Below are 22761 nucleotides of genomic sequence, written 5' to 3'. Positions count from 1 at the left end.
TGTGTCATGAGTCGAGCATGGCAGCTACCTGTGACGAAAAATGCCGATTCGGGTAGGAGTCGGGAAATCCTGAGCCGGACGTATTCGTGAGGTGGGAATTTTTGCACGCGGCGACAGGCAGTCAGTGTTGCAGACCAGTGCATGGGCCGGCGCGGCTGTGGCTACGTGGCCGCGTCGTGATGCGTCAGCCGGGGCGGGACGCCTTACCTCATGAGGAGCCGACGACCGTAATATCAGCGATCCCGCCCTGGAACCGGGTAGCTGATTTCGCAGGAAGCTCGGTCAGGTACACCAAAAGGTGCCTGGTCTTTGTATTCTCCGACGGTTTCAACGTCACGATCTTCCCAGCCCCCGTCACCGCCGCGACGCGCGTCCACTCCTTGATCGTCTTCATCGGCGGCTGATCCGAGGACACGTCATGCGTCGGCTCCCATAGCGAGATGTCCGTACCGGAATCCACCAGCCGTACCTTGACTGAGGTGACCTTCGTGACCCGGCCCAAGTCGACGACGAGTCCGACCCCGGGTTTAAGATTCCCGAGCTTCGCCGAGTTGCGATAAACGACGGTGTGCCACGCTGTCGATGGGTTACCGTCGATAGCGAACTTCACCTGGTTATGGTTCTCCTTGGCGTCGCCACCGTCCTCGGAAGGATCAAACTCCTGGACATGCGTCAGCTTGACAGTTGTCGGATTACTGGACGTTTGTGAGGCGCCACTGTCGGAGTGGCGCATCCCGACAGCGATAAGACATACAACCATGACCACGGCCGTTACAGCCACGAGGATCGGTGGCCAGCGCCGGTTATGTGGACGGGCCTTCGTGAATACCGGCTCGTCTTCAGCGTCGTTGGGCCAGTCCTGAGGGGGTAGCTGAGTGATGTGAGGGTCGTTACGACCTGACCATGGTAAGGGTCCTGAGCGACGACCCCATTCGCCGGCAGCAGCTTCCGGAGACCAGTAACCTTCTTCATCGGGACCGTATTCTTTAGCTCGCTCAGGTTCATCGGGGTCCTGCGGTGCCACCGACGCCGAGGATTCGTCTGACCACCACGGGTCTTTTTCGGCCTGAGACGTTTGATCTACGGGGAAACGGATGCGGCGCTCCAAGTCAGCGGCGGCATCGGCGGATCCTAGGGTCCGTCCCAGAGACTGTGCGATCTCGTTGGCTGTGCGCAATGGGACCTCGTCATAGTGAGGAACTCGCGAGAGGATTTGGTCGCAAAGGACGTCGAGGGTGGGGGAGACCCCGGCCCGCACCTCACGCGGGGTGAGCCAGCCATGAGCATCTGTAGGTGCCGGTGGCAGCCCCCACGACATGGCCGTCGCCGGTTCCACGAAAGGTCGGTGCCCCTGTCCGTTGGGCCATCGAGATACTAGGCAGGCGTAGAGAACGCGACCAATATCCGTCACGTCAACGACTTCGCGGTCCGGCCAAGAGCGAGAAATATCCCCCGGCCGGGGATGCAATGCGGCCTCAATGAGGAGACCACTGATCTTGAGATTCCCTGTTGAGGTGACCAGGACGGTCCCGGGGCTGATGCGTTCATGGAAGACCCCCTGGGCGTGTAACGGGGCCATAGCATCAGCGATCTCATGGGCGATCCACGCCGCTTCCAGCGCTGACAGCGGGCCGGTTTCTAGCAGCTCTTCGATCGACTTGCCAGGTGCGTATTCACTGACGACCCACGAAGCTGGTTCTCCCGGCCCGGCGACGACAGCGTCAAGGACCCGTAAGAAGCGCGAATCGGTAGCGACAGCGGCGCGCCTAGCAGCGTCAAGGACAGCAGGGGTGCGACGACCATGTGGGGCCAGGGCGTAGATAAGAACCGGGCGGTGCAGCTTAGTGTCGAAGGCCCGCCACGCAAGCGAAGGCTCCGGACGTGAAATCTCTTGGTCGAGACGGTAACGCCCGCCCAAAAAGGACCCCGCGGAGAGGTGAGGAAGATTGTCCATCTCATAGGAGCCCGAGTCATATGGATCGCGGTAGCGGTCGGCGGGGTCTTCGAAAGACACTGCCACCTCCTACCCGATCGATCCGACTGTGCATCCTCAACGATACCGATCCGGGCCCGGAACTCTGGGATTGTCACGCGGTGAGGTCGCCAGTGTCGGTGTGAGAGCTCCGTGCAGAATCGTCACTCGAGGCTGCTTCCTGATCCTGTTGTGCTGGGGTGGCTGGCGTGCTGTCAGAAATGTCATCAAGCTTCGTTGCAGGTTGCTTAGCATCTCGGGCTGCGGTCTCGGTGTCGCGCTGGGAATTTGCCGTCACTTGTCGGATTCTCAGCACCGTCGCGATGATGAGCACCAATGCCGACACGACGATGATGATCCAGCCCACATCATCCATTTGGGTAGCTTTGACGACGAAAGTTGACTGAGAACCCAGGAGCCGTCCCGACGGAGTCGACAGGTGAGCCTGCATCTCAACGACGCCGTTTGAACTCGCTTTCGGAGCAAACTTGATGGTTTGCGTCTCTTTGGGCTGTATCGCAACAACCTGGGTGTCCGGGATGTCAATGCGTTGCGGGTTTTCTGAAGTGACTACGACCTTGACACGAACCGTCTGCGCTAGCGAGTTCGTGATCGTGAGCGGGAACTCGTTACGTGACGACGACATCACAAAATGGGAAGCCGAGTGCAGGACCAAGCCGTTACCGGCAATGACCTCCGACGCCGGGCGCATAACGTCGGTAGCCCACGCCTCCCGATCCTTGAGTGACGCCGACAGCGTCCGGCTGACAAATTTCGCCGAGGTCAAAGAAGCCGTCTCTGGCGAGGCCCCGACCAAATCTGACCAGCCGTCAGCATCAACGCCCACGTCGTGCTGGATTTGCCACCACGAATCTTTGAGGATCGTGTTTCCGGCATGACTTTCCGGCAGGTGTAGCCCCGGTTTAGCCCCGTTGAGAATTGTCGACAGGTTCTGCAGATGGAGCCAGCTGACGGGAGCAGTGGCCTGGACGTCGTTCACGGTGGTCACGAGGGTGACAGCAGGGATCGACTCACGAGTCATGAGGAGGGCTTGGGACAGCAGCATTCCGCGTCGCTGAGAATCACTGTTTGATTGGGGATGGCCGCTGGTCCGGACCGTGTCGGCCAACCCGACGATCTTCACCCCAAAGTCCTCGCGAACCCCCTTACGAACTGATGCTGCGCAAGTCAGTATGACGGAGGGGGAGAGCTCTTTAGCCAAGGTTTTGAACGACGAATTGTCGAGTTCAGCGGCGGGATCGATGATAGCCAAGGGCAAATGCGCCGCGGGGTTGGAAGGGTCGACGGCGTGCTTGACCGTCAGTAAAAGACTGGAGCGTCCCTGCCGGGCGGTCCCGATGACGTCAGCATTTCCGTAGGGCAGGCGATACGCCCGGCCTGACGATAAGAGAGGCTCGACGAGATTGAGCCACTCCTTGGCTTGCTCTTGGCCAGTTCCGGCGACAGTGTGTGAGCCCTTGCCAGCTACCAGATAACCCGACGCCATGGCACGAACTTCGTCGATAAGACTCGGATCAACGAGCACGGTGGCATTGCGGGTATGTGCTGCCTCGGCGAGGGGTTTCAACCGGCGGGTGATGTCATCGGATAGGGATTCGTCGGTGAAGGTACCGTCAATGCGTCGCGACGGTGGGGCAGACAGCACGATAACGGGGGCCAGATTCGCGCTGGTGTGAGCGTCCGAGAGCACCGTGAGTACCCGTGCTCGTCCGACGGTTCTCCGCGGTTGATTTCCCGGGGATGCCTGTACATGAACCCCGACTGCATAGACAGCATTTGGCGTCGTCAGACCCATCTGAGCGGGTGTACCGGTGACGGTGAACGACCCGGTGTCTCCTGGCTTAAAGGTCTGGTTGGCCTCGGGGTCCGTGATGTTAAAAATTGACGCCTCTTTCGGCTCGCGGAACCAGCGCATCCCCACTGGCACGGTAGCCGGGGAAGCGAGGAGGTCAGAGAGGTCCCGAGTGTCGTTGATCTCGTCCTGGGAACGCCAAAAAGACGCCTGTACCCACGTCATGGACACCGAGGAGGTGTTCGTGACCGTCCCTTTAATTGTGATGGGAGTTTTGGGATCACCCGTCGGTGGCGTGACGGAGGTAATCGCCACCTTGACTAACCCGGAAGCGGTGCGCGCCTGGGCAGGGGATGATCCCGTCACAACGGTCGCCAAAACCATCAACAGGCCTAGTAGCCAGGCGGCTGGGCGAAGGCGGGAAGGAGAAGGCACGTCTGTCATGGTAGTTGGCCGACCTGCTTCAGCTGTGACCATCAGAAAGGTTTAGCGATCCTGCGTGGCCCACCAGGCCAGCAGTGCGTTTTTCGCCTCGTCGGGAGTATGCGGGCCTTCATCCAGGCGAAGGTTGAGCAGGAATTTGTACGCCTTGCCAACCTCCGGTCCCGGCTTGATACCTAAGATCGCCATAATTTGCTGGCCGTCGAGGTCGGGTCGAATGGCGGCGAGCTCCTCCTTAGCGGTCAAATTGGCGATGCGCGCCTCAAGATCGTCATAGGCGAATTCCAGCCGCTCGGCTTTGCGCCGATTGCGAGTCGTGCAGTCAGATCGGGTGAGGATATGGAGGCGCTCCAGTTGGTCGCCGGCGTCTCGAACATAACGACGAACCGCCGAGTCAGTCCAACCTTGATCACCGTAGCCGTGGAAGCGCAGGTGTAATTCGACGAGCTTGGATACCTCCTTGACGACCTGGCTGGGGTAGGTGAGGGCTTTAAGGCGTTTGCGTGCCATCTTCGCCCCGACGATGTCGTGGTGATGGAAGCTCACCTTGCCGCCGGGCTCGAACTTGCGCGTCGAGGGCTTGCCGATGTCGTGCAGCAGGGCCGCCAGACGACCCGTGAGGTCCGGGTCGTGGCCGCGACGTTTCTCTAGGTCGATCGACTGGTCCAAAACCGTTAAGGAGTGTTCATAGACATCCTTGTGACGATGGTGCTCGTCGCGCTCGAGACGCAGTGCGGGGAGTTCGGGAAGTACATAGTCGGCAATCCTCGTAGTCACGAGGAGGTCCAGTCCCTCACGGGGGTGGTCAGTGAGGAGAGTCTTGGAGAGCTCATCGCGAACACGCTCGGCTGAGATGATCTCGATGCGAGAGGCCATGTCGGTCATGGCGGCACGTACCTCGTTCGTGACGGTAAAACCCAGCTGAGAGGTGAAACGTGCCGCTCGCATCATCCGGAGAGGATCGTCACTGAAAGACCGCTCCGGAGGGAAGGGGGTGCGCAAAATTCCCGACACGATGTCGGTCAGGCCTGCGTAAGGATCCGAGAAGGTTCGGGTAGCGGCATGAAGGGCCATCGCATTGACAGTGAAGTCGCGGCGAATAAGGTCGTCCTTGAGGGTCTCGCCGTAGACGATCTCGGGCTTGCGTGAGTCCGGATGGTAAGCATCCGCGCGGTAGGTTGTGACCTCAACCACCCAATCGTCAATCTGGGCGCCGATCGTTCCGAAAGCTCGGCCGATATCCCAGGTCGCGTGGGTGTGTTGGCGCAGGATCGCTTCAGTGTCGTCAGGGCGGGCATCGGTCGTGAAGTCGAGGTCGTGACCCAGTCGGCCCATAAGGGCGTCGCGAACAGATCCACCAACGAGATACAAATCGTGACTAGCCTGTGCGAAGGCCTCACCTAGTTCGGCCACCAACGGGATCTGCTCGAAGAGCGCATTGATGCGATGCTCGAGCAACTGCGGCACGGTCATCCCGGATTCGTCGGGGGTAGGACGCAGGGCGGCGGGCAGCATGGTGGTGCTGTTGATGTTTTTCTCAGGCATGGCGGCAAATAGCCTACGCGACATTGGCGTCGAGGCTGGTGGGCGGTAGGAACACTACAGGGCTTGTTCGGATCGGTCGTGTCATGAAGGCTGCTGAGGGCCTGATCAGGACAGCTTACGACCGCGCGAGCTCTGGGCAGCGGTACCGCGAGATTTGCCGATGCGTGCCAGGGTACGCACCCGCGACCACTCGCAGAACAGTGAGAACAGCACGATGCACGCCAGCGTTATCCCAGCTGCCCAGCCGGGTAAATGACGGTACGCGGCCACCCACAGCACGAGGGCAAGAACGCTCAGGGACAGGTAGGCGCGATTTACCATGACCCCGAGTTTACGGGTTGTGACGAAAAGTGCCGACATTATGCATGTCGGGGCGAAGGAGTGAGGATACAGGACTCGAGGCGGGAGAAATGGTCATCAAGATGGGAGAGCCGGTCTCGAGCCACGACATGGTGGCGTGCCATGCTGAGACCATGCGTCCCGATCCGAATGCGCCGGTCGTCGTAGCCGTTGACTCGTTTAAAGGCTCACTGAGCTCTGGGAAGGCTTGTCGAGCAGTCCGGCGGGGGTTTTCTGCGGCTGATCCGGATCGTGAGGTCATCACGATCCCGGTTGCTGATGGCGGGGAGGGGACTGTTGAGGCAGTTCTAGCGGCCGGTTGTCATGCTGTCACCGTCAAGTGTCACGGCGCCACAGGAGACCTCGCGGAAGTCGACTACGCAATGCGTGACCGCCATGCTGTCATTGAAATGGCTACCTGTTGTGGTCTAGAGAGGGCCGACCGGGTATCCGGGCGGCCGACGCCCCGGCGTGGCCTCGTGGCATCCAGCCGCGGTCTTGGTGAGGTTATCGCAGCTGCCCTGCGTAAAGGAGCGACCGACATCACCGTTGGGGTCGGTGGGTCAGCATCCACTGATGGCGGCGCAGGAATGTTGGAAGCCTTAGGTGTGCGTCTGCTCGACAAAAATCTCGCGCCAATTTCTCCCGGGGCAGCAGGGTTGACGGAACTCACACGCCTCGACCTGTCCGGACTCAATCGAAAATTGTCGGGGGTAGAGCTGACAGTCGCGTGTGACGTCACTTCGCCGTTGCTCGGACCAGAAGGTGCGGCTGCCGTGTTTGGTCCTCAGAAGGGTTTGGACCACGAAGGCATCGCGATTGCTGAGGCCGGTCTGACCAGGCTTGCCGACCTGATGGAACCAGCCATCGGTAGTACTTACCGGGACGATCCGGGATCCGGTGCCGCCGGCGGAGTTGGTTGGGCGCTTCGCTGTCTGGGAGCAAAATACCGCCCGGGGGCAGCTGCAATGCTCGGATGGGCCAAAGCAGTGTCAAAAATCTCTGGGGCTGGACTTGTTGTCACTGGCGAGGGTCGACTTGACAGGCAAACCTTGCTAGGCAAGCTTCCTGACACGATCCGCAAGATTGCTCTCGACGCAGGAGTGCCGGTATGGGCGGTGTGCGGGAGGTGCGACCTGCCTGAGGAGAAGCGTCGTGTCTTCGAGCGCATCATCTGCTTGTCCGACATTGAGCCCGATGTTGAGGCATCGATGGCCCAAGCTGGGCCGCTGTTGAGTCGGGCGGTGGAGCAGGCAGTGCGGGAGGAGCTCGGTCGCTGACCCGGTGAACCTGCCGGAAAAGCGTCCGACGTCTGCGACGTCGAAAACTGTCACGTCGTGGGGGGAGAGGCGAGTTCTCTGCCCACGAAAGGTGTACCACGTGGTATCTGGCGATGGCCGGGGCCGAGGAAACTTGGGATCGTGGTGAAAAGGAAGACCGGACTGTCGATCAGAAAACCCTGCGGATCCGAGCCGCGTCGAAGGCGTCCTTACACTCGCGGCGCAGGGCGCGCAGAACATTATTGTGCTGGTTGGCGATGCATTTCGTCATGACCTGGAAGGTCATCGTGTCGCCGGTGATGTCGCCGACGCCCAGCACCAGCGGCTTGTCGAGTAGGGTTCCTTCAAATTCGACTTCGAGGTTGTCGAGAACCTTACGGATGACGCGGATCACCTGGTTGGGATCTTCCAAGGCGTGCACGTTGATGTCAGTAAACGAGGTCGTCCAGCCCTGAGTGACATTGCCCACCTTGGTGATCTCACCGTTGCGTAGATACCAGGCTGCGCCATTCCAATCCCGGATCCGCGTCACACGTAGGCCGACATCTTCAACGAGCCCCTCCACTTCATTGATTTTCACCGCGTCACCGACGCCGTACTGGTCCTCGAAGATGATGAAAAGTCCCGCCAGGACGTCTTTGACGAGCGTCTGTGCGCCAAAGGCTAGCGCCACGCCAACAATTCCGGCGGAGGTGAGGATGGGGGTGATCTTGAAGCCGATGGTGCTGAATCCCGAAAGCAGGGCGACGATGATGATGATCGTCACACCGACATTCGAAAGAAGCCCGCCAACGGTTGCGGTGCGCTGATTTTGTCGATCGATGCTCGCGCCGGTCGCCTCTGCGAGGATACGACGCGTGCGGCCTGGCATCGTCGCTTCGCGTTTCTCGGAGCGCGACACCATGAGATGAATCGTCCAATCAACGCCCTTGCGGAGCAGCCAACGGGCGATGATCGCTACAGCGATGATGATGGCGATGTGGATGAGTGTGTCCCATGTCCACACGTCGGATTTCAGCGGAGGCATGGTCTCCCTTCGCGGTCGGGTTCAGGCGGTGGATGTGCTCTCAGTAACACTTCCACCTTCCCACGTCGGGCAAGAAAACCCCCGCCCCGGACACGCTAGAGCCATCAACGTGACAGGATCGATGTATGAGCGACGAAAACGTCTCCCCAGCAGCACGCCTTCCTGACGGTGATGAGCTAACGGCTGAGCGACCGCTGGACCCACAAGACCTGCCTGAGCATCTGGCCGAGCCAACGCAGATGCCTTCAACCGGCCCTCAGGTTGCTCAGGCCGTAGTCGAGGCGGTCGGTGGTACACCCCGTGCGGATGGCATGGTAGACGCCGCCGAAGAGGTGCGCATCGATGTTCTGGCTTTTGCTGATGCGCCCGCGCCGGGTTGGTCGACCTGGTCGACGGTGAGTCTGCACGCTGAACCCAATGCCGTCGCCCTCGTTGACGGCACCAGCAGCGATATTCGCGCGGAGCTTATGGTGGTGGGCGCTCCCGGTTCTGACGTCATGGGCAAGGTCCTGGGATCGTGCGCCTTCGCGGTGCTCCGTGATCACTGGTCGATGGCTCCCGGGATCGTCTTCGGCGATGTTGTGTCGATGTACGCGCCGAATTCCACTACCCCGCATCTCATGTGGTGCCATCCCTTCACCACCCCCCAGCTAGACCAGGTGGACATTGGCGACATGAAGGTCCACTGGTTACTTGGCGTACCGATCACCGAGGCCGAGCGTCAGTGGCTGGAGGCCAACGGGTTCGACGCTTTTGTCGAACTTCTTGATGCCAAGGCCGTTAACTACACCGACCTGCAACGCCCGTCGGTGGTCTGACGGACCGGTCAGGCCGACTCTCGCCAAACTACTTCGTTGGGTAGTAGGAGGTGGGGTTGGGGGAGCTCCTGGCCGCGAATCTGCGCGATAGCCATGTCGGCTAAGGCAATTCCCGTTGCCCTGGCATCGCTGCGCACCGTCGACAGCGGAGGATCGTTGAGAGCCGCGATTGGTGCATCGTCGAACCCGACGACGCCGACGTCCTGTGGGACCCGCCGACCGACCTCGTTGAGGGCTCGGGTTGCTCCCGCCGCCAGCAGATCTGAGGCCGCGACAACACCGTCGAGGTCCGGGTGAAGCTCAAGGAGTTCCCTCATTGCCCGCTTGCCGGCGGTGAGGGTCCATTCATTGACTGTGGTGTGCCCTAAGGCGGCATTTTTCGCACCTTGGTGGAACCCGTCGAGACGCAGCTGGGTGACCGGGGCCCACGATGGCCCTCCGATAGCGACTAATTTTGACCGACCAGTGGCTACGAGTCGCGCGGTGATAGCCCGGGAACCTCCGACGTTGTCGGTGTCAGCTGAAGGGATGTCAAAGCCCGGAAACGGCGTGGATGAGGTTACGAGGGGAGTATTTGTGGCCATAAGACGCGCGATCAGCGGGTCGTCGTTGCTCATCGCTACCAAAATTGCCGCGTCGAAAGATCCCCCGGCAATCAATGACCCGACCCGCTCAGCGGATCGGGAAGAATCGACGAGGGCTAGCAGCATCTGGTACCCGTGCTCAGAGAGGCGAAGATTCGCTCCCGATGCCATCGGCGACAGAGTTGGCTCACTGTAGAAAACGTCGGCTTTTTCGCGGGCTACGAGGACCACAGTGTCGGTGGACTGGACTCGTAGCGACCGTGCTGCTCGATTGGGTACATAACCGGTGGTAATGATCGCGTCGGCGACAGCTCGTGCGGTTGCGGGGGCAACGTTGGTGTGGCCGTTGAGGACCCGTGACACTGTGGCATGGGAGACACCGGCGACCCGAGCTACCTCGTGCATAGTGGGTCGGCCTGTTTCCGCACTCATCGACAATCCTCCTCATTATTCCGGTCCACCATCGGTGACGCTCGGTTGTGCGACCCCACTTGTCGGAGGTGGGCCACGAGTCGTAATGTACACGTGTACACAGCGATGTGGTGGATTCTAGGGCGGTATCCAATACACGCCGGTCGGCAGGCTACGGGTCCACTCGTGGCCCATTTACTCAAGGAAGAGGGTTGACATGATCACACGCCGTACTCGTCGGATGGCCTCTGTTGCTGCGATCGTCGCCGGAACACTCGTGCTCGGCGCCTGTGGCAGTTCCTCGGGGGGATCCGGGTCGCCCGGTAAGGCTGCGTCGCAGTCCGCGGCAGCTTCCGGCCCGGTCACCATCAAGTACCTGCACCGTTTGCCCGACGGGGAGGGGATGACGAAGGTCGCTGGCATCGTCAAAAAGTGGAACTCGGAGCATCCTGACATCAAGGTTGAAGCCACGAAATTCCCGGGCAAGGCCAATGAGCTCATGCCCAAGCTGGAGGCTGACGTGAAGGCTGGGACTGCCCCCTGTCTGGTCCAGTCGGGATATTCCGAGGTCCCAGACATGTACGTCAAGGGCTTGGTGCAGGACGTCACCAACGAGGCTGAGAAATATAAAGGCCATTTCTCGGGTGCCTACGGGCAGATGTCTGTTGGCGGCAAGGTCGTTGGTCTGCCCCAAGACACTGGCCCACTGGTGTACGTATACAACGAGGCCGAGTTCAAGAAGCTTGGCATTGGGGTTCCGAAGACCTCTTCTGAGTTGCTTTCCTCCGCCAAGAAGGCTGCCGCCAAGGGCAAGTACATCCTCGGATTTGAGCCCGATGAAGCCCAGAATTGGCTATCCGCTCAGGCTGCTGCTGCGGGCGCCGTGTGGTACTCCGCCGAAGGCGATAAGTGGAAGGTCGATACCAACGGTGACAAGAGCAAAGTTGTTGCCGATTTCTGGCAGAAAGCCCTCGACGACAAGAGCGCTGTCACTGACGCCCGTTGGAGCGACGCGTACACGAAAGACCTTGTCAGCGGGAAACTCATCGGCAATATCGTTGCTGCTTGGGAGACTGGCTTCATGCTGGACGCCCTCGATAAGACCAGCTACAACGGTCAGTGGCGCGTCGTCCAGCTGCCATCTTTCGGAGGATCAGACATGACTGGACCTGACGGCGGCTCCGGTGTCGCCGTCGTCAAGGGCTGCAAGTACCCCGCTCAGGCGATGCAGTTCAACGACTGGTTCAACACTCAAGTCAACGACCTCGCTACCCAAGGTTTGGTCCCCGCCGCTAAGGGGCAGGTGACTACTCCTGAGAAGATGAAGAAGCAGTTTGGTGGCCAAGACGTCATGGCCGAGCTTGCTAAGGCAAATGAGAGGCTCGCCCCGAAGTTCGGGTATATCCCTGGCTTCACTGTCGTGGGCACGAAGATGAACGAGAAAGGTGCTGGTGCCGCTGCCGGCAAGGCCAAGGTCGGTGACATCTTCCAGACTGCGCAAGACACCTCGGTCCAGGCGCTTAAGGACGCTGGACTCCCCGTGAACGGGTGATTTTCACGCAAGGTGGTCGGCTCCGGGTTGGGCGAGGGTAGCGGCGTGCGCAGTCCGGACCGATCATTTTTGCCGGTTTGGGGTCTCCTATGGCTCAGGAGGCCCCAAACCCCACCTCGACTGACAGTTTTGATCTGTCATTGACGCAGTCCGCGGCGATCGCCATGGTCGCCGAACGGTGCGGGAAGATCCGCACCGTGACAATTCTTCACAGGAGTCGGCATGTCCTCATCCACGATGGCTAGTCGCAAGGCCAGACACGAGGCGCTAACTGGCTGGTTATTCGCACTGCCATTCACCATCGTCTTCATCATCGTGTTCGTTGCTCCCATCATTGAGAGCATCCGGGCTGGGTTCCACAAGCAGGTTGCCGAGGGAGGCGGCCTTTATGGCGGAGGCCGGACAGTGGAGAAATTTGTCGGTCTAGAGAACTTCCAGGACGTATGCACGAATCCAGCCTTCTGGCACGGCATCGGTCGCGTCATGCTATTTGGTGTCTTCCAAATCCCGATCATGATCCTTGCTGCACTGTTCCTCGCTCTAGTTATCGACTCGTACTTGGTGCGCCATCTCGGGTTCTGGCGCCTTTCGTACTTCTTGCCCTACGCGATCCCAGGGCTTGTGGCCGCGATTATGTGGGCCTACCTCTACGTGCCCGAGATTTCCCCTTTCGCGGGACATTTGAACTTCAGTCTCTTAAGTTCTCACGTCATCCTCGCATCAATGGCCAATATGACGACGTGGACCTTTACCGGCTACAACATGTTGATCTTCTTAGCTGCCCTACAGGCGATTCCCTCGGATCTCTACGAGGCCGCACGTATCGACGGCGCCTCCGGTTGGGAGATCATGACGAAAATTAAGATCCCAATGGTTCGAGGCGCGGCTATGTTGGCAGTCCTGCTGTCCATCATCGGTACTGTGCAATTGTTCAACGAGCCGACCGTTTTGGCCACCGTTGCGACTTGGATGCCGCGTGATTACACGCCCATGATGATGGCTTACAACACTATGAACGGAAATATTAGCCCGAGCGGGGCCGGTCCGGCCTCGGCGGTGTCCATCATGATGGCTTTGGTCGCCGGGGTGCTCGCAATGATCTACGCCCTGGTCCAGAGGAAGGCGGACTGACATGGCACACGGCAAGACCGCCGTCACCAAGGATGGCATCCCTTACCGCCCCTCATTGGATGGTCTCCCGCCTCGATCGATTGCCCCCTCCAAGGCGGCCCGGACAATCACATGGGTGATCTTGGCCGTTGTAGCTTGCTACTTTTTGCTGCCTATCATCTGGCTGGTCATCGCGTCTACCAAGAACAACACCGATCTGGTGAGCACTTCTGGGTTCGCCTTCGGCGAGTTCAACTGGGCCGCCAACTGGCACTCTCTCATGGCCTGGACCAAGGGGATGTTTCCGAGATGGGTGCTCAACTCATTGCTGTACTCAACGGTGTCTGGAGTCGTTGGGACGCTTATTTCTGTCTCCTGTGGATATGTGATATCAAAATTCCGGTTCCCGGGGCGCCGAGTGCTGCTCGTCGTCATCATGGTTGGCCTGCTCATGCCGGTGGCGTTGCTTACCGTTCCGTTGTACTTGCTATTTATCAAGATGCACCTGGTCAACACCATGTGGGCAATGATCATCCCATCGATGGTCAGCCCGTTTGGGGTGTTCCTCGGCAATGTCTACGCCGATTCGTCGGTGCCAATGGAGCTCCTCGAAGCCGCCCGTATTGACGGGGCGGGAGAGCTCCGGATCTTCTCCACTATGGTGCTGCGTCTGCTGGCCCCGGCCATGGTGACGATCTTTCTGTTCATTTTTGTTGCGACGTGGAACAACTTCTTGCTACCGCTGATGATGATCACTGATGAGAACTTGCAGCCGGTGACTCAGGGACTGTACGGCATGATGGCCTATTTCGCTCCGGACAAGGGCGCCGTGATGCTCGCTTCCGTCATCGGAGTGGTCCCATTGGTGATTTTGTTCCTCGTCCTCCAGCGTTACTGGCAGTCCGGACTTGCTGCTGGAGCTGTCAAGGGGTGATGCCCCACACATCAGGTGTGCATGGACTCACGCTACGTAGGTCCTTGTCGGGGCGGGTTTCCCCATTTTCGGTGGTCGCGCTCGGTGTGCAATTCCGACGGAACATCGTGCCCTCGAAACGGTCCGTGTCCCGGGTTTTCCTCCTCTCTGTGCACAAAAACGTCGGGCCGGTCACTGTCGATGCAGTGACCGGCCCGACGTGTCGTCGTGGCGATGAAAATCATTCAGCGGCGCTGGGGTGAGTCATGTCGGCGGGGACGACCCACTTGTCGAAATCCTCCTCGCTCATGCCGCCGACCGTCAGAGCGGACTCCCGCAGGCTGATGCCCTTATGGTGAGCGTTCTTAGCGATCTTCGAAGCCAGGTCGTAACCGATGTGACGGTTGAGAGCCGTGACCTGCATGAGGTTCTTGTCGAGGTTCTCCTTGATTTTGTCGGGGTTTGGCTCGATGCCGTAGGCGCAATGTTTGTCGAAGCTGATGCACGAATCGGCGATAAGGCGGATCGACTCCAGGCAGGCATGGGCCATGACGGGCTTGAACACGTTGAGCTGGAAGTTGCCTTGAGAACCGGCAAAGCCGACTGTCGCGTCGTTACCGAACACGCGGGTGGCGACCATCGTCATGGCCTCGCACTGGGTCGGATTGACTTTGCCAGGCATGATCGAAGAGCCGGGCTCGTTTTCGGGGATCAGGAGTTCGCCGATACCGTTGCGGGGGCCAGACGCGTACCAGCGGACGTCATTGGCAATCTTCATGAGGGCGTCGGCGAGGACACGCAGCGACCCCGAAACTTGTACTAGGGCGTCGTGGGCGCTCAGCGCGGCGAAAAGGTTGTCGGCCTGCTTGAACTCAATGCCAGTCTCCTCGGTCGCGTGCTTAGCGACGGTCGGGCCGAAATCAGGGTGGGCGTTGAGGCCGGTGCCGACGGCGGTGCCGCCGATGGCTAGTTCACGGGCGCGTGAATCGGCGTAGCGGATGCCGTCGAGGGCGAAATCGATTTGGGCGACCCAGCTACTAATGACCTGGCCGAGGCGGATCGGCGTTGCGTCCTGCAGGTGGGTGCGGCCGACCATCACGACGTCGTCGTACTTTTTGGCCTTCTCGTCGAGAGTGTCGCGAAGCTGCTGGACGGCGGGGTAGAGGCGCTTATTGAGGGCACACACAACGGCGATGTGCATGGCCGTCGGGAAGGTATCGTTGGAAGATTGGCCACGGTTGACGTGGTCGTTGGGGTGGACGGGTTTCTTCGACCCGCGTTCGCCACCGGCCAACTCAATCGCACGGTTGCTGATGACCTCGTTGGTGTTCATGTTGGACTGGGTGCCCGAACCGGTCTGGAAGACCACCAGCGGGAACTCGTCATCGAGTTTTCCGGCGATGACCTCGTCGGCGGCCTGGACGATGAGGTCGGCAACGTCGCCCGGCAACTCACCCAGTTCCTTGTTGGCTAGTGCCGCGGACTTCTTGAGAGTTCCGAGAGCACGGATCATGTCTCGGCCCCAAACGAAGGTGTCACGGCCGATCTCGAAGTTGTGGAGGGAACGCTGTGTCTGGGCTCCCCAGTAATGCTCGGCGGGTACTTCGACCTCGCCCATGCTGTCTTTCTCAATGCGCATCTCTGCCATGTCGCAAGCCTACTTTGCACGGGGATGTCACAGGTGGCGGGGTGGTGGGATTTTTGGTCAGGGAGGTCGCGGACACATAGGGGGAGGGTGCGGCCAGGGATTCGGTCTATGAGGCTGGGAGCTTGGGCTTGCGAGATGCGGGCGGCGCCTCAAGGAACCTGTGGACAACTCCAATATTTTCCGCGGTAGTTATCCACAGATGTCGAATTGGGTGACGAAAATACCCGGCTTCAAACGACAACTGAAGATATGGAGTTAGTTGACATTCTGGAGGCCAACGGTGGTGTGGCCAAAATCAGTTCAGTGGGACGAGTCGCTCGGCAGGCGCGGCGGGCAGCACGGGAAGGTTACGTTATTAGACCTCTGCCCAGAATCGTCATGACTGCTATGGCCGCTAGGCACCCAGAGGCGTGGATGCGAGCCGTCAGGTTGTGGCGCCCGAGCGCGATCTTCACTGGCAGAGCTGCTTTGTACCTGGCGGGGATGAGAGACCTCAAGATGACCGAGATTGACGTCATCGTTCCACATTCGATGCCCCGGTGCTCGCGTCGGCCATGGTTAAGGTTCCATCGCGCTGGGAGCGAGCCCGTCATTGAGGACCGGTACGGTGTGCGTACTACCTGTGCCTACACGTGCTTTTGGTTGGCGTTGCGTGGGGACTGGGAGGCCGCCACGGAATGCCTTCGGAAAGGCTACGTGGCTACCGAAGACCTTCGCGGAGTTCGCCCTAAGTTGGCAAGGAAGGCCCCATCCAGCGTTGTCAGAAGAGTGTTGCGGCAGTTGTTAGACCGTCCATGGTCTGTTGCTGAACGGGAGATTCATGCGTTGTTCCGCCGCCACCGGGTCAGTGGATGGAAGGCAAACGAGAGGTTGTGGATTGACGGGAACGCCGTCTTCCCGGACCTCTGGTTTAAGAAGGAGAACGTGGTCGTCGAGATCGATAGCTACGCCTTTCACGGGAGACCGGCAGATTACGAGGCGACGGCCAGGCGCCATGCGCTGTTGGTTGGAGCTGGATTGCGTGTCATTCGGGTCACGCCGAATATGATTCGGGATAACCCGGAGCTGGTACTCGACACCGTCAGGTCAGCGCTCTGGGGCCGCCATAGGGGTGTGGTTGCAGCGGCACGAAGCGGCAAGTCGGGTCTGTGACCAGGTGCATGCTGCTTGTGTTGGGGTCCGTCTTCTTGTCGGATCCGGTCGTTGCACGAGTGCGAAAAATGTCAGCACGCTGGGGGTTGGGGCTGGATCATGCCCGGTCCGCCGGAGGTCAGACTTATTTTGCTGTTCCTCGTGACGGGACCGCGAATGAGCGGGTTTTCCGATTACCGCTGTGCTAATTCAGTCATTGCTGCGCGAAGAGGGAAGACGTGGATAGGCACGAACCGTTGTATTCGGGGACCTCGTGCAGGCTTGTCGTAGCTGATTCACGGGTCATGGAAATAGCTGCCGATCCGCCTCGGTTGTCGTCGAATCGGCTGCCGCGGGCGATTTTTGCCGGGGCAGCGGTTGAGGCGGCTTTCTGAGTGACAGCAGGAGCCGGGGCTGTGGTTTTTATCGGTGGGGCGGGTGCCAGAACACGGGAGGCAGGCTTGGTCGCTGGCTCGACTCCGGGCCGAGAGATCTCAGGCCGAAGGGATTCGGGGTCGTGAAAACTCACGGAATCCGGAGGCTGATGGGAGGGGCGCGGTGCATAAGCATGATGCTGCGAAGACCCTCGTTCCGGGGCTGGGTGATGTTGCTGAGGTTGCGCGGGTTCAATGTGCTTACCGGGCTCATCAACGTTGCCGGGCAACGCATCGGTCAGAGCAGCGAAGGAGCCACCGAACAGGCCCTTGTCCGGAGAGGCGGAGAAGCTGTCGGCCCTGTTTGCTGATGATCGAGGTCTGCGTTCAATGACCTTCTTGTCGTCTGTGGGGTTGGGGTTCAGGTTCCCCAGATTTTGCTTGTCCGAGGTGGACTCGTGGTGCCCACCGTTTTTGACTCGTTTGGCCTGAGCCTTCTGTCTTTGAACGACCCACATGATGATCGTCATGACCACCACCAAGCTGAGGAGCGCACCCAAGGCGCTATGCCGCATAACGACGATGAGGGCGAGGAAGAAGAGGATTGCCCAGGTGTGCGTGCTAGCTTGCGATTTCTTGCCTGAGGTGCCGTTACTACCGGTGACCATGTCGCTAGGATACGTGATTGATGTGTCCCCTGACGGACGGGTAGAAATGGAAAAGGATCATCTTAGGTGACCGGATGTTGCCCTATCTGCGCGCGGACTCGAACTGATTCCTAGGATTACCCACATGACACACGATCCCGTGGCACAAACGGCTCCTCACAAGGTCGTCATCATGGCGCGTGGTTTGGGAACGCGGATGCGCAAATCTGTCGAGGGAGTCTCCCTTACAGCAGACCAAGCAGCTGCTGCTTCAGCCGGCGTCAAGGCAATGATCAGTCTTGATGATCGTCCATTTCTCGACTACGTCATCTCAGCGCTAGCCGACGCTGGCTTTGACGAATTTTGTCTGGTGATCGGCCCTGAACACAACGTAATCCGGGACTACTACGACGCATGCGAAAAATCGCGGTTATCGATTGTCTATGCGGTCCAGGAGCATCCTCTGGGTACTGCGGACGCCGTCGCAGCCGCCGAGGAATTTGCCGGTGATGACCGTGTGCTGGTTGTGAACTCTGACAATTTTTACCCGGAGGACGCGGTCGCCAGACTTCGCGAGGTTCCCGCCTCAGGAACCCTAGGTTTCACGAAGCGCGCCATGATCGCGCAGTCCAACATCGATCCTGAGCGCATTCGTGCCTTCGCCCTGCTGGATTCTGATGATTCAGGTCAACTTACGGATATCATCGAGAAGCCGGACCCCCACATCGTTGATGCTGCCGGAGAGACTGCGCTGGTATCGATGAACTGTTTCCTTCTTACCCCGAGAATCTTCGAGGCGTGCCGCTCGATCGACAAGTCGGAGCGCGGGGAATACGAGATTGTCGATGCAGTGCGCTGGATGGTGGAGCATGGCGAGCATTTTGATGTCGTTCCGGTCGAGTCGGGAGTTCTCGACATGTCGAACCGCGGCGACATTACGTCTGTAGTGGAGGCTCTCAGCAGCCGTGAGGTGAAACTGTGACACGCTGGTTCGTTCCGGGACGGATAGAGGTTCTCGGCAAGCACACTGACTACGCTGGCGGGTCCACACTGGTGGCCGCCGTGGATCGCGGGGTGACGATTTCAATCGAGCCGGGTGACAGTGGGATAACGGTGTCGACGGACGCCGCTCCCGGTGAGCTGTCCTTAGCCGCGGGTCATGATCCAAAATTGCCGGCTGGTCACTGGGGTAGGTACGCACAAGCCGTTGTTGACCGTTTGGCGGCAAATTTCGGTGATTTGGCCCCCGCCAGGATTCGGCTCACTTCTGACCTGCCGTTAGCCAGTGGGATGAGTTCTTCCTCTGCCCTCGTCAGCGCGATCGTGTTGGGCCTGGCTGATTTCAATGGGCTGCCTGATACCCGCACCTGGCAGGACAACATCACCGACGATGCCGATCTGGCTGGGTATCTGGCCTGTCATGAGAACGGTATGACTTTCAAGAACCTGGTAGGGGCCGCAGGTGTGGGCACTTTTGGCGGTTCAGAGGACCACACCGCAATGGTGTGCAGTAAGGACGGGCAGCTCGGTCAATTTCGCTTCTGCCCGATTCGATTGCAGCAACGGGTCCCATTCCCTGAAGACATGTCCTTTGTCGTCATCGTTTCCGGGGTCGCGGCCGAGAAGACCGGAGCTGCTCGTGATCTTTACAACGCGGCATCGTTGGCGACGCGCGAGATCATCGAACGGTGGAATTCGACCACAGGTCGTGAGGACGCTGTCCTCGGGGATGCCCTAGTGGCCGACCCTAATGCTGAGAAGTTGCACGAGGTGGTGAGCGATCGCGCCGATCTCACTCGGCGCCTCGATCACTTCCTTACCGAGTCTGAAAGCATCATTCCTGAGGCGTCGAAAGCACTGGCGTGTGGTGACCTTGAAAGATTCGGTCGAATGGCTGACGAGTCGCAACGCGCGGCCGAGGACCTTCTTGGCAATCAAGTGCCACAGACATCGGCTCTCGCGCGCATCGCTCGCGAACTTGGAGCGACTGGGGCCACCTCGTTCGGGGCAGGTTTCGGTGGCTCGGTGTGGGCTCTCGTGCCTAATGCCGAGGCTCCGGAGTTCGCTAGTACGTGGCTCGGTAAGTACCGCGACGAGTACTCGGAGGAGGCTGGACAGGCCGTTACCGTGGTCACACGTCCGGGGCCCTCCGCCCGGCGCCTGGACTGATTCCGTTCGGCAGCCCGCTCATCGTATTCCTGCTATCGCGCAGGAGCGATGAGCGCAGTTGCCATGGGGCTGGGTTTTACGAACCATGAAGGCTTTTTCGACCTAACCTGTGAGCCATGGCGGACGAAATTGAATTTGGCACCGGCGGCTGGCGAGCCATCATCGCGGACACGTTTACTCGCTTAAATGTTGAGCGGGTCGCTCAGGCGCTTGCCGACCGTATACACGACGAAAATCAGGAACATCGCCCTGTCGTCATCGGATACGACCAGCGCTTCCTTTCCCCGGAATTCGCTTGGTGGGCAGCGGAGGTACTCGCCGGTAACGACATCGTCGTGAGAATCATCGACCGGCCTGCTCCGACCCCGATGATCATGTGGACCGTTCGGGACCTCGGCTGTGCCTACGGTATGGCGGTGACCGCCTCCCACAACCCTGCCACTTATAACGGTCTCAAGGTGTTCACGGAGGGTGGCCGTGATGCCAAGGTCGAGATCACTGAACCCATTCAGCACCGCGCCAATTCCATCAGCCCAAAGGACATTAGGCGCGTGCACCGCACTGATGCCCTTCGTGACGGTGTAATTGAGGTGCAGACATCAATGAACTGGTACATCGACGCGATCCTTGATCATGTCGATCTGGAGGCCATCCGCCACGCCCACCTCAAGGTCGTCCTCGACCCCATGTTTGGCGTTTCCCGCACCTGCCTCCAGACCATCCTTATGACGGCCCGTTGCGACGTCGATACCATTCACGAGCGTCGCGACACCCTCTTTGGTGGGCGCCTTCCTTCTCCGAATTCGCGAACCCTCCAGACTCTGGCCCAGGAGGTTGTCGAGCGTGGAGCCGATATCGGCATTGCCACTGATGGTGACGCAGACCGCCTCGGTATCATTGATGACCAGGGGCATTTCTTGCATCCCAACCAGATCCTCGTATTGCTGTACACCTACCTTCTGGAGGACAAGGGATGGCAGGGGCCCTGCGTGCGTAACCTCGCGACGACCCACCTGCTTGACCGTGTCGCCGAGGCCCACGGGCAGACCTGTTACGAGGTACCGGTCGGATTTAAGTGGGTGTCGTCCAAGATGGCCGAGACCAACGCCGTCATCGGTGGTGAGTCCTCCGGTGGTTTGACCGTCCAGGGGCATATTGCAGGCAAGGATGGTGTCTATGCTGGCACCCTGCTGGTGGAAATGATCGCCAAGCGGGGTAAGAAGCTTTCGCAGATCTACGCCGACATCGAGGAGCGTTACGGTCGGCTAGAGATGGTGGAGGACGACTTCTCCTTCGCCCCTGAGGACAAGGAGTACCTCAAGAGGCGTATCTACCAGGACAAGGATCTGCCCGACTTCGGCCTAGAGGTCGATCACATCAGCGACATGGACGGGGTGAAGGTCTATTTCGCCAACGGTGGGTGGATCATTGTTCGGTTTTCTGGCACCGAGCCTCTCCTGCGGGTCTTTTGCGAGATGCCTGTCGCGCAGATGGCTCGCGAATGCATCGACAAGGTCGTGAAGCACTACCACTTCGAGTGAGTAACCAGCGCTGCTCTCCTCACACGTCCTGTCCGGTTCGGGAGAGCAGCAACCCGGTGACGATTTCTCCCGATCGGAGCATGGTCCGGGCCCTCACGTGATCGGTTCCCAACCGAATCGGGGAATTTAGTAATACGAGGTTGGGCAATACTCTCTTCCAGCCATTGCGCGATGACGAGCTTGGGCTCGTCACTGCCCGACCCAGTACCGATCCACGCGTTTGGAAATGGCGCAAGTGATCTCGTAGCTAATGGTTCCGAGGAGTTCGGCCATGTCATCAGCGGTCAGAGTTTCGTCCTCCTGGGTTCCAATGAGCACCACCTCATCTCCCACCGTGACGTTCGAATCGGGGCCAAGATCGACCATGAATTGGTCCATGCAGATCCGACCGACGATGGGATGAACGGACCCTCTAATGAGAACGTGTCCTTTATTTGACAGTCCTCGGGACAGTCCGTCGGCGTAACCGACTGGGACGGTGGCGATTTTTGTCGTTTCGCTGGCTGTCCATGTTCTGCCGTAGCCGATGGTATCCCCCACACTGACAGTTTTAACGAAGGTGACGTGGCTGATCCAGGACAGGGCAGGGTGTAGGTCGGCACGGTCGGCGTGAGGGTTGGGATCGTATCCGTACCCAACGATGCCGGCGCGCACCATGGAGGTTTTCCCCAGATCGTGCCCGAGGATGGCGCCGGAATTGGCCAGGTGCACAAGGGGGAACGGCCCACGATGTGTTTCTATCAGCGAGACAGCAGTCATGAAAGTGTCGATCTCGCGGCGGGTGAACTCCGCCCCCTCCGGCACATCGCTAATGGGCAGGTGAGTGAAGACGCCTTCGACTTCGACGCCTTTGGCGCGGTCAGCGGCAGCAGTGAGTTCAGCAAGGCATTCAGGACGCAGCCCGATGCGTCCCATGCCGCTATCAACAGCGATATGAATCTTGGCAGTGATTCCTAGTCGTACAGCGGCTTTGCTTACCGCCTCCAGGGTGTCGAAATCCACCACGGTGAGACGAATCCCGGACGTAATGGCTGCATCCATGTCCCAAGGATCGGCGGGGGAGAGTTTGAGTATGGGCAGGGTGATGCCGGCTTCAACCAGCTCTTGGCCTTCAGCGACCGTGGCGACGGCGAGCCAGTCGGCATACCGGTGTTTTTCGACATAGCGCGAGACTTCCACTGCCCCATGCCCATAGGCGTCGGCCTTGACGGCAAAGAGGACCTTTCGGTCGCCTGCGCGTTTCCTCACGACGGCGAGGTTCGCAGCGATGGCAGACAGATCAATAATGGCGTGAGAAGGCGATGGACAACGTGGCATGTGTCATAACTCCTGTGAACTGTCAGAAATAGCGAAGCACCGGGTTGGCCCGGTGCGGGGCCGGGTTGAGTAGGGTCGGGTCGCTTCGGAGAAAGGCTGGGGACATTGGCTGAGAAGCGGCGAGTAGGG

20 protein-coding genes are annotated in these 22761 nt (G+C 59.6%); 11 read left to right on the top strand and 9 right to left on the bottom strand.

Annotation, left to right across the window (positions count from 1 at the left end; genetic code table 11):
* Window positions 1–91 precede the first annotated feature (91 nt).
* The gene (locus tag CPA42_RS13340) at window positions 92–214 is read left to right on the top strand and encodes a Tat pathway signal sequence (RefSeq protein WP_073868108.1); all 123 of its coding nucleotides are present in this window, start codon (window positions 92–94) and stop codon (window positions 212–214) included.
* Here CPA42_RS13340 and CPA42_RS12245 read toward each other — a convergent pair.
* Together CPA42_RS12245 and CPA42_RS12240 are read right to left on the bottom strand one after the other, a co-directional pair.
* On the bottom strand, window positions 209–1954 hold the full coding sequence (locus tag CPA42_RS12245) for a protein kinase family protein (protein WP_002518523.1): 1746 nt from the start codon (window positions 1952–1954) through the stop codon (window positions 209–211). The genes CPA42_RS13340 and CPA42_RS12245 overlap by 6 nt on opposite strands.
* A gap of 133 nt (window positions 1955–2087) precedes the next feature.
* Window positions 2088–4010: a DUF6049 family protein gene (locus CPA42_RS12240; RefSeq protein ID WP_002518522.1), complete on the bottom strand. Its 1923-nt coding sequence runs from the start codon at window positions 4008–4010 to the stop codon at window positions 2088–2090.
* Here CPA42_RS12240 and CPA42_RS12985 point away from each other — a divergent pair.
* A complete protein-coding gene (locus tag CPA42_RS12985; protein WP_002518521.1) occupies window positions 4009–4275 on the top strand; it encodes a hypothetical protein in 267 nt (88 codons plus the stop codon). The genes CPA42_RS12240 and CPA42_RS12985 overlap by 2 nt on opposite strands.
* Here the strand turns inward: CPA42_RS12985 and CPA42_RS12235 are convergent.
* Both CPA42_RS12235 and CPA42_RS12230 read right to left on the bottom strand, forming a co-directional pair.
* A complete protein-coding gene (locus tag CPA42_RS12235; RefSeq protein ID WP_002515701.1) occupies window positions 4272–5771 on the bottom strand; it encodes a CCA tRNA nucleotidyltransferase in 1500 nt (499 codons plus the stop codon). The genes CPA42_RS12985 and CPA42_RS12235 overlap by 4 nt on opposite strands.
* Before the next feature lie 105 nt (window positions 5772–5876).
* Window positions 5877–6131: a hypothetical protein gene (locus tag CPA42_RS12230; RefSeq protein WP_002512648.1), complete on the bottom strand. Its 255-nt coding sequence runs from the start codon at window positions 6129–6131 to the stop codon at window positions 5877–5879.
* 5 nt (window positions 6132–6136) lie between these two features.
* On the opposite strand from CPA42_RS12230, the gene CPA42_RS12225 reads away from it, so the two are divergent.
* Entirely contained in the window at window positions 6137–7390 is a 1254-nt protein-coding gene (locus CPA42_RS12225; RefSeq protein WP_002518519.1) for a glycerate kinase, read from the top strand.
* Window positions 7391–7559: 169 nt separating this feature from the next.
* Here the strand turns inward: CPA42_RS12225 and CPA42_RS12220 are convergent, their stop codons facing one another.
* Window positions 7560–8417, bottom strand: coding sequence for a mechanosensitive ion channel family protein (locus CPA42_RS12220; protein ID WP_002515857.1), 858 nt, complete (start codon window positions 8415–8417; stop codon window positions 7560–7562).
* Window positions 8418–8542: 125 nt separating this feature from the next.
* Here CPA42_RS12220 and CPA42_RS12215 point away from each other — a divergent pair, with 125 nt between their 5' ends.
* Window positions 8543–9235, top strand: coding sequence for a suppressor of fused domain protein (locus CPA42_RS12215; RefSeq protein ID WP_002515825.1), 693 nt, complete (start codon window positions 8543–8545; stop codon window positions 9233–9235).
* An 8-nt stretch (window positions 9236–9243) separates the two neighbouring features.
* On the opposite strand, the gene CPA42_RS12210 is transcribed toward CPA42_RS12215, so the two are convergent.
* On the bottom strand, window positions 9244–10224 hold the full coding sequence (locus CPA42_RS12210; protein WP_002518518.1) for a LacI family DNA-binding transcriptional regulator: 981 nt from the start codon (window positions 10222–10224) through the stop codon (window positions 9244–9246).
* A gap of 247 nt (window positions 10225–10471) precedes the next feature.
* Here CPA42_RS12210 and CPA42_RS12205 point away from each other — a divergent pair, with 247 nt between their 5' ends.
* From CPA42_RS12205 to CPA42_RS12195, 3 genes are all read left to right on the top strand, one after another.
* Window positions 10472–11782, top strand: coding sequence for an ABC transporter substrate-binding protein (locus tag CPA42_RS12205; RefSeq protein WP_002518517.1), 1311 nt, complete (start codon window positions 10472–10474; stop codon window positions 11780–11782).
* 237 nt (window positions 11783–12019) lie between these two features.
* Entirely contained in the window at window positions 12020–12913 is an 894-nt protein-coding gene (locus tag CPA42_RS12200; RefSeq protein ID WP_002518516.1) for a carbohydrate ABC transporter permease, read from the top strand.
* Window position 12914: 1 nt separating this feature from the next.
* Complete coding sequence (locus tag CPA42_RS12195; protein WP_002515927.1) at window positions 12915–13826, top strand: carbohydrate ABC transporter permease; 912 nt, start codon at window positions 12915–12917, stop codon at window positions 13824–13826.
* A 220-nt stretch (window positions 13827–14046) separates the two neighbouring features.
* Here the strand turns inward: CPA42_RS12195 and fumC are convergent, their stop codons facing one another.
* Entirely contained in the window at window positions 14047–15453 is a 1407-nt protein-coding gene (fumC, locus tag CPA42_RS12190; protein WP_002515745.1) for a class II fumarate hydratase, read from the bottom strand.
* Between the two features lie 249 nt (window positions 15454–15702).
* On the opposite strand from fumC, the gene CPA42_RS12185 reads away from it, so the two are divergent.
* A complete protein-coding gene (locus tag CPA42_RS12185) occupies window positions 15703–16605 on the top strand; it encodes an endonuclease domain-containing protein (protein ID WP_002515848.1) in 903 nt (300 codons plus the stop codon).
* A 193-nt stretch (window positions 16606–16798) separates the two neighbouring features.
* On the opposite strand, the gene CPA42_RS12175 is transcribed toward CPA42_RS12185, so the two are convergent.
* Entirely contained in the window at window positions 16799–17626 is an 828-nt protein-coding gene (locus tag CPA42_RS12175) for a hypothetical protein (protein WP_002515877.1), read from the bottom strand.
* Between the two features lie 124 nt (window positions 17627–17750).
* Here CPA42_RS12175 and CPA42_RS12170 point away from each other — a divergent pair, with 124 nt between their 5' ends.
* The 3 genes from CPA42_RS12170 (at window position 17751) to CPA42_RS12160 (ending at window position 21315) form a co-directional block, all read left to right on the top strand.
* A complete protein-coding gene (locus CPA42_RS12170) occupies window positions 17751–18587 on the top strand; it encodes a nucleotidyltransferase family protein (RefSeq protein ID WP_002515732.1) in 837 nt (278 codons plus the stop codon).
* The gene (locus CPA42_RS12165) at window positions 18584–19774 is read left to right on the top strand and encodes a galactokinase family protein (protein WP_002515823.1); all 1191 of its coding nucleotides are present in this window, start codon (window positions 18584–18586) and stop codon (window positions 19772–19774) included. Before CPA42_RS12170 ends, CPA42_RS12165 begins: the two co-directional genes overlap by 4 nt.
* A 116-nt stretch (window positions 19775–19890) precedes the next feature.
* Window positions 19891–21315, top strand: coding sequence for a phosphoglucomutase/phosphomannomutase family protein (locus tag CPA42_RS12160; protein ID WP_002515771.1), 1425 nt, complete (start codon window positions 19891–19893; stop codon window positions 21313–21315).
* Window positions 21316–21504: 189 nt separating this feature from the next.
* On the opposite strand, the gene alr is transcribed toward CPA42_RS12160, so the two are convergent.
* Window positions 21505–22632 (bottom strand): alanine racemase, encoded by a 1128-nt coding sequence (gene alr, locus CPA42_RS12155; protein ID WP_002515851.1) that lies wholly within the window; start codon window positions 22630–22632, stop codon window positions 21505–21507.
* Between the last annotated feature and the right edge of the window lie 129 nt (window positions 22633–22761).

The sequence above is a fragment of the Cutibacterium acnes genome (genome assembly GCF_003030305.1).
Lineage (GTDB): Bacteria > Actinomycetota > Actinomycetes > Propionibacteriales > Propionibacteriaceae > Cutibacterium > Cutibacterium acnes.
The sequence above is the reverse complement of the archived record's forward strand: the minus strand, read 5'-3'. Positions and strand labels throughout refer to the sequence as shown.

Excerpts from the sequence above, each read along its gene's own strand:
- CPA42_RS12245 (WP_002518523.1), bottom strand. The coding sequence starts at position 1,954 with ATGGACAATCTTCCTCACCTCTCCGCGGGGTCCTTTTTGGGCGGGCGT.
- CPA42_RS12985 (WP_002518521.1), top strand. The coding sequence starts at position 4,009 with ATGGACACCGAGGAGGTGTTCGTGACCGTCCCTTTAATTGTGATGGGA.
- CPA42_RS12240 (WP_002518522.1), bottom strand. The coding sequence starts at position 4,010 with ATGACGTGGGTACAGGCGTCTTTTTGGCGTTCCCAGGACGAGATCAAC.
- CPA42_RS12235 (WP_002515701.1), bottom strand. The coding sequence starts at position 5,771 with ATGCCTGAGAAAAACATCAACAGCACCACCATGCTGCCCGCCGCCCTG.
- CPA42_RS12230 (WP_002512648.1), bottom strand. The coding sequence starts at position 6,131 with ATGTCGGCACTTTTCGTCACAACCCGTAAACTCGGGGTCATGGTAAAT.
- CPA42_RS12225 (WP_002518519.1), top strand. The coding sequence starts at position 6,137 with ATGTCGGGGCGAAGGAGTGAGGATACAGGACTCGAGGCGGGAGAAATG.
- CPA42_RS12220 (WP_002515857.1), bottom strand. The coding sequence starts at position 8,417 with ATGCCTCCGCTGAAATCCGACGTGTGGACATGGGACACACTCATCCAC.
- CPA42_RS12215 (WP_002515825.1), top strand. The coding sequence starts at position 8,543 with ATGAGCGACGAAAACGTCTCCCCAGCAGCACGCCTTCCTGACGGTGAT.
- CPA42_RS12210 (WP_002518518.1), bottom strand. The coding sequence starts at position 10,224 with ATGCACGAGGTAGCTCGGGTCGCCGGTGTCTCCCATGCCACAGTGTCA.
- CPA42_RS12205 (WP_002518517.1), top strand. The coding sequence starts at position 10,472 with ATGGCCTCTGTTGCTGCGATCGTCGCCGGAACACTCGTGCTCGGCGCC.
- CPA42_RS12200 (WP_002518516.1), top strand. The coding sequence starts at position 12,020 with ATGGCTAGTCGCAAGGCCAGACACGAGGCGCTAACTGGCTGGTTATTC.
- CPA42_RS12195 (WP_002515927.1), top strand. The coding sequence starts at position 12,915 with ATGGCACACGGCAAGACCGCCGTCACCAAGGATGGCATCCCTTACCGC.
- fumC (WP_002515745.1), bottom strand. The coding sequence starts at position 15,453 with ATGGCAGAGATGCGCATTGAGAAAGACAGCATGGGCGAGGTCGAAGTA.
- CPA42_RS12185 (WP_002515848.1), top strand. The coding sequence starts at position 15,703 with ATGGAGTTAGTTGACATTCTGGAGGCCAACGGTGGTGTGGCCAAAATC.
- CPA42_RS12175 (WP_002515877.1), bottom strand. The coding sequence starts at position 17,626 with ATGGTCACCGGTAGTAACGGCACCTCAGGCAAGAAATCGCAAGCTAGC.
- CPA42_RS12170 (WP_002515732.1), top strand. The coding sequence starts at position 17,751 with ATGACACACGATCCCGTGGCACAAACGGCTCCTCACAAGGTCGTCATC.
- CPA42_RS12160 (WP_002515771.1), top strand. The coding sequence starts at position 19,891 with ATGGCGGACGAAATTGAATTTGGCACCGGCGGCTGGCGAGCCATCATC.
- alr (WP_002515851.1), bottom strand. The coding sequence starts at position 22,632 with ATGCCACGTTGTCCATCGCCTTCTCACGCCATTATTGATCTGTCTGCC.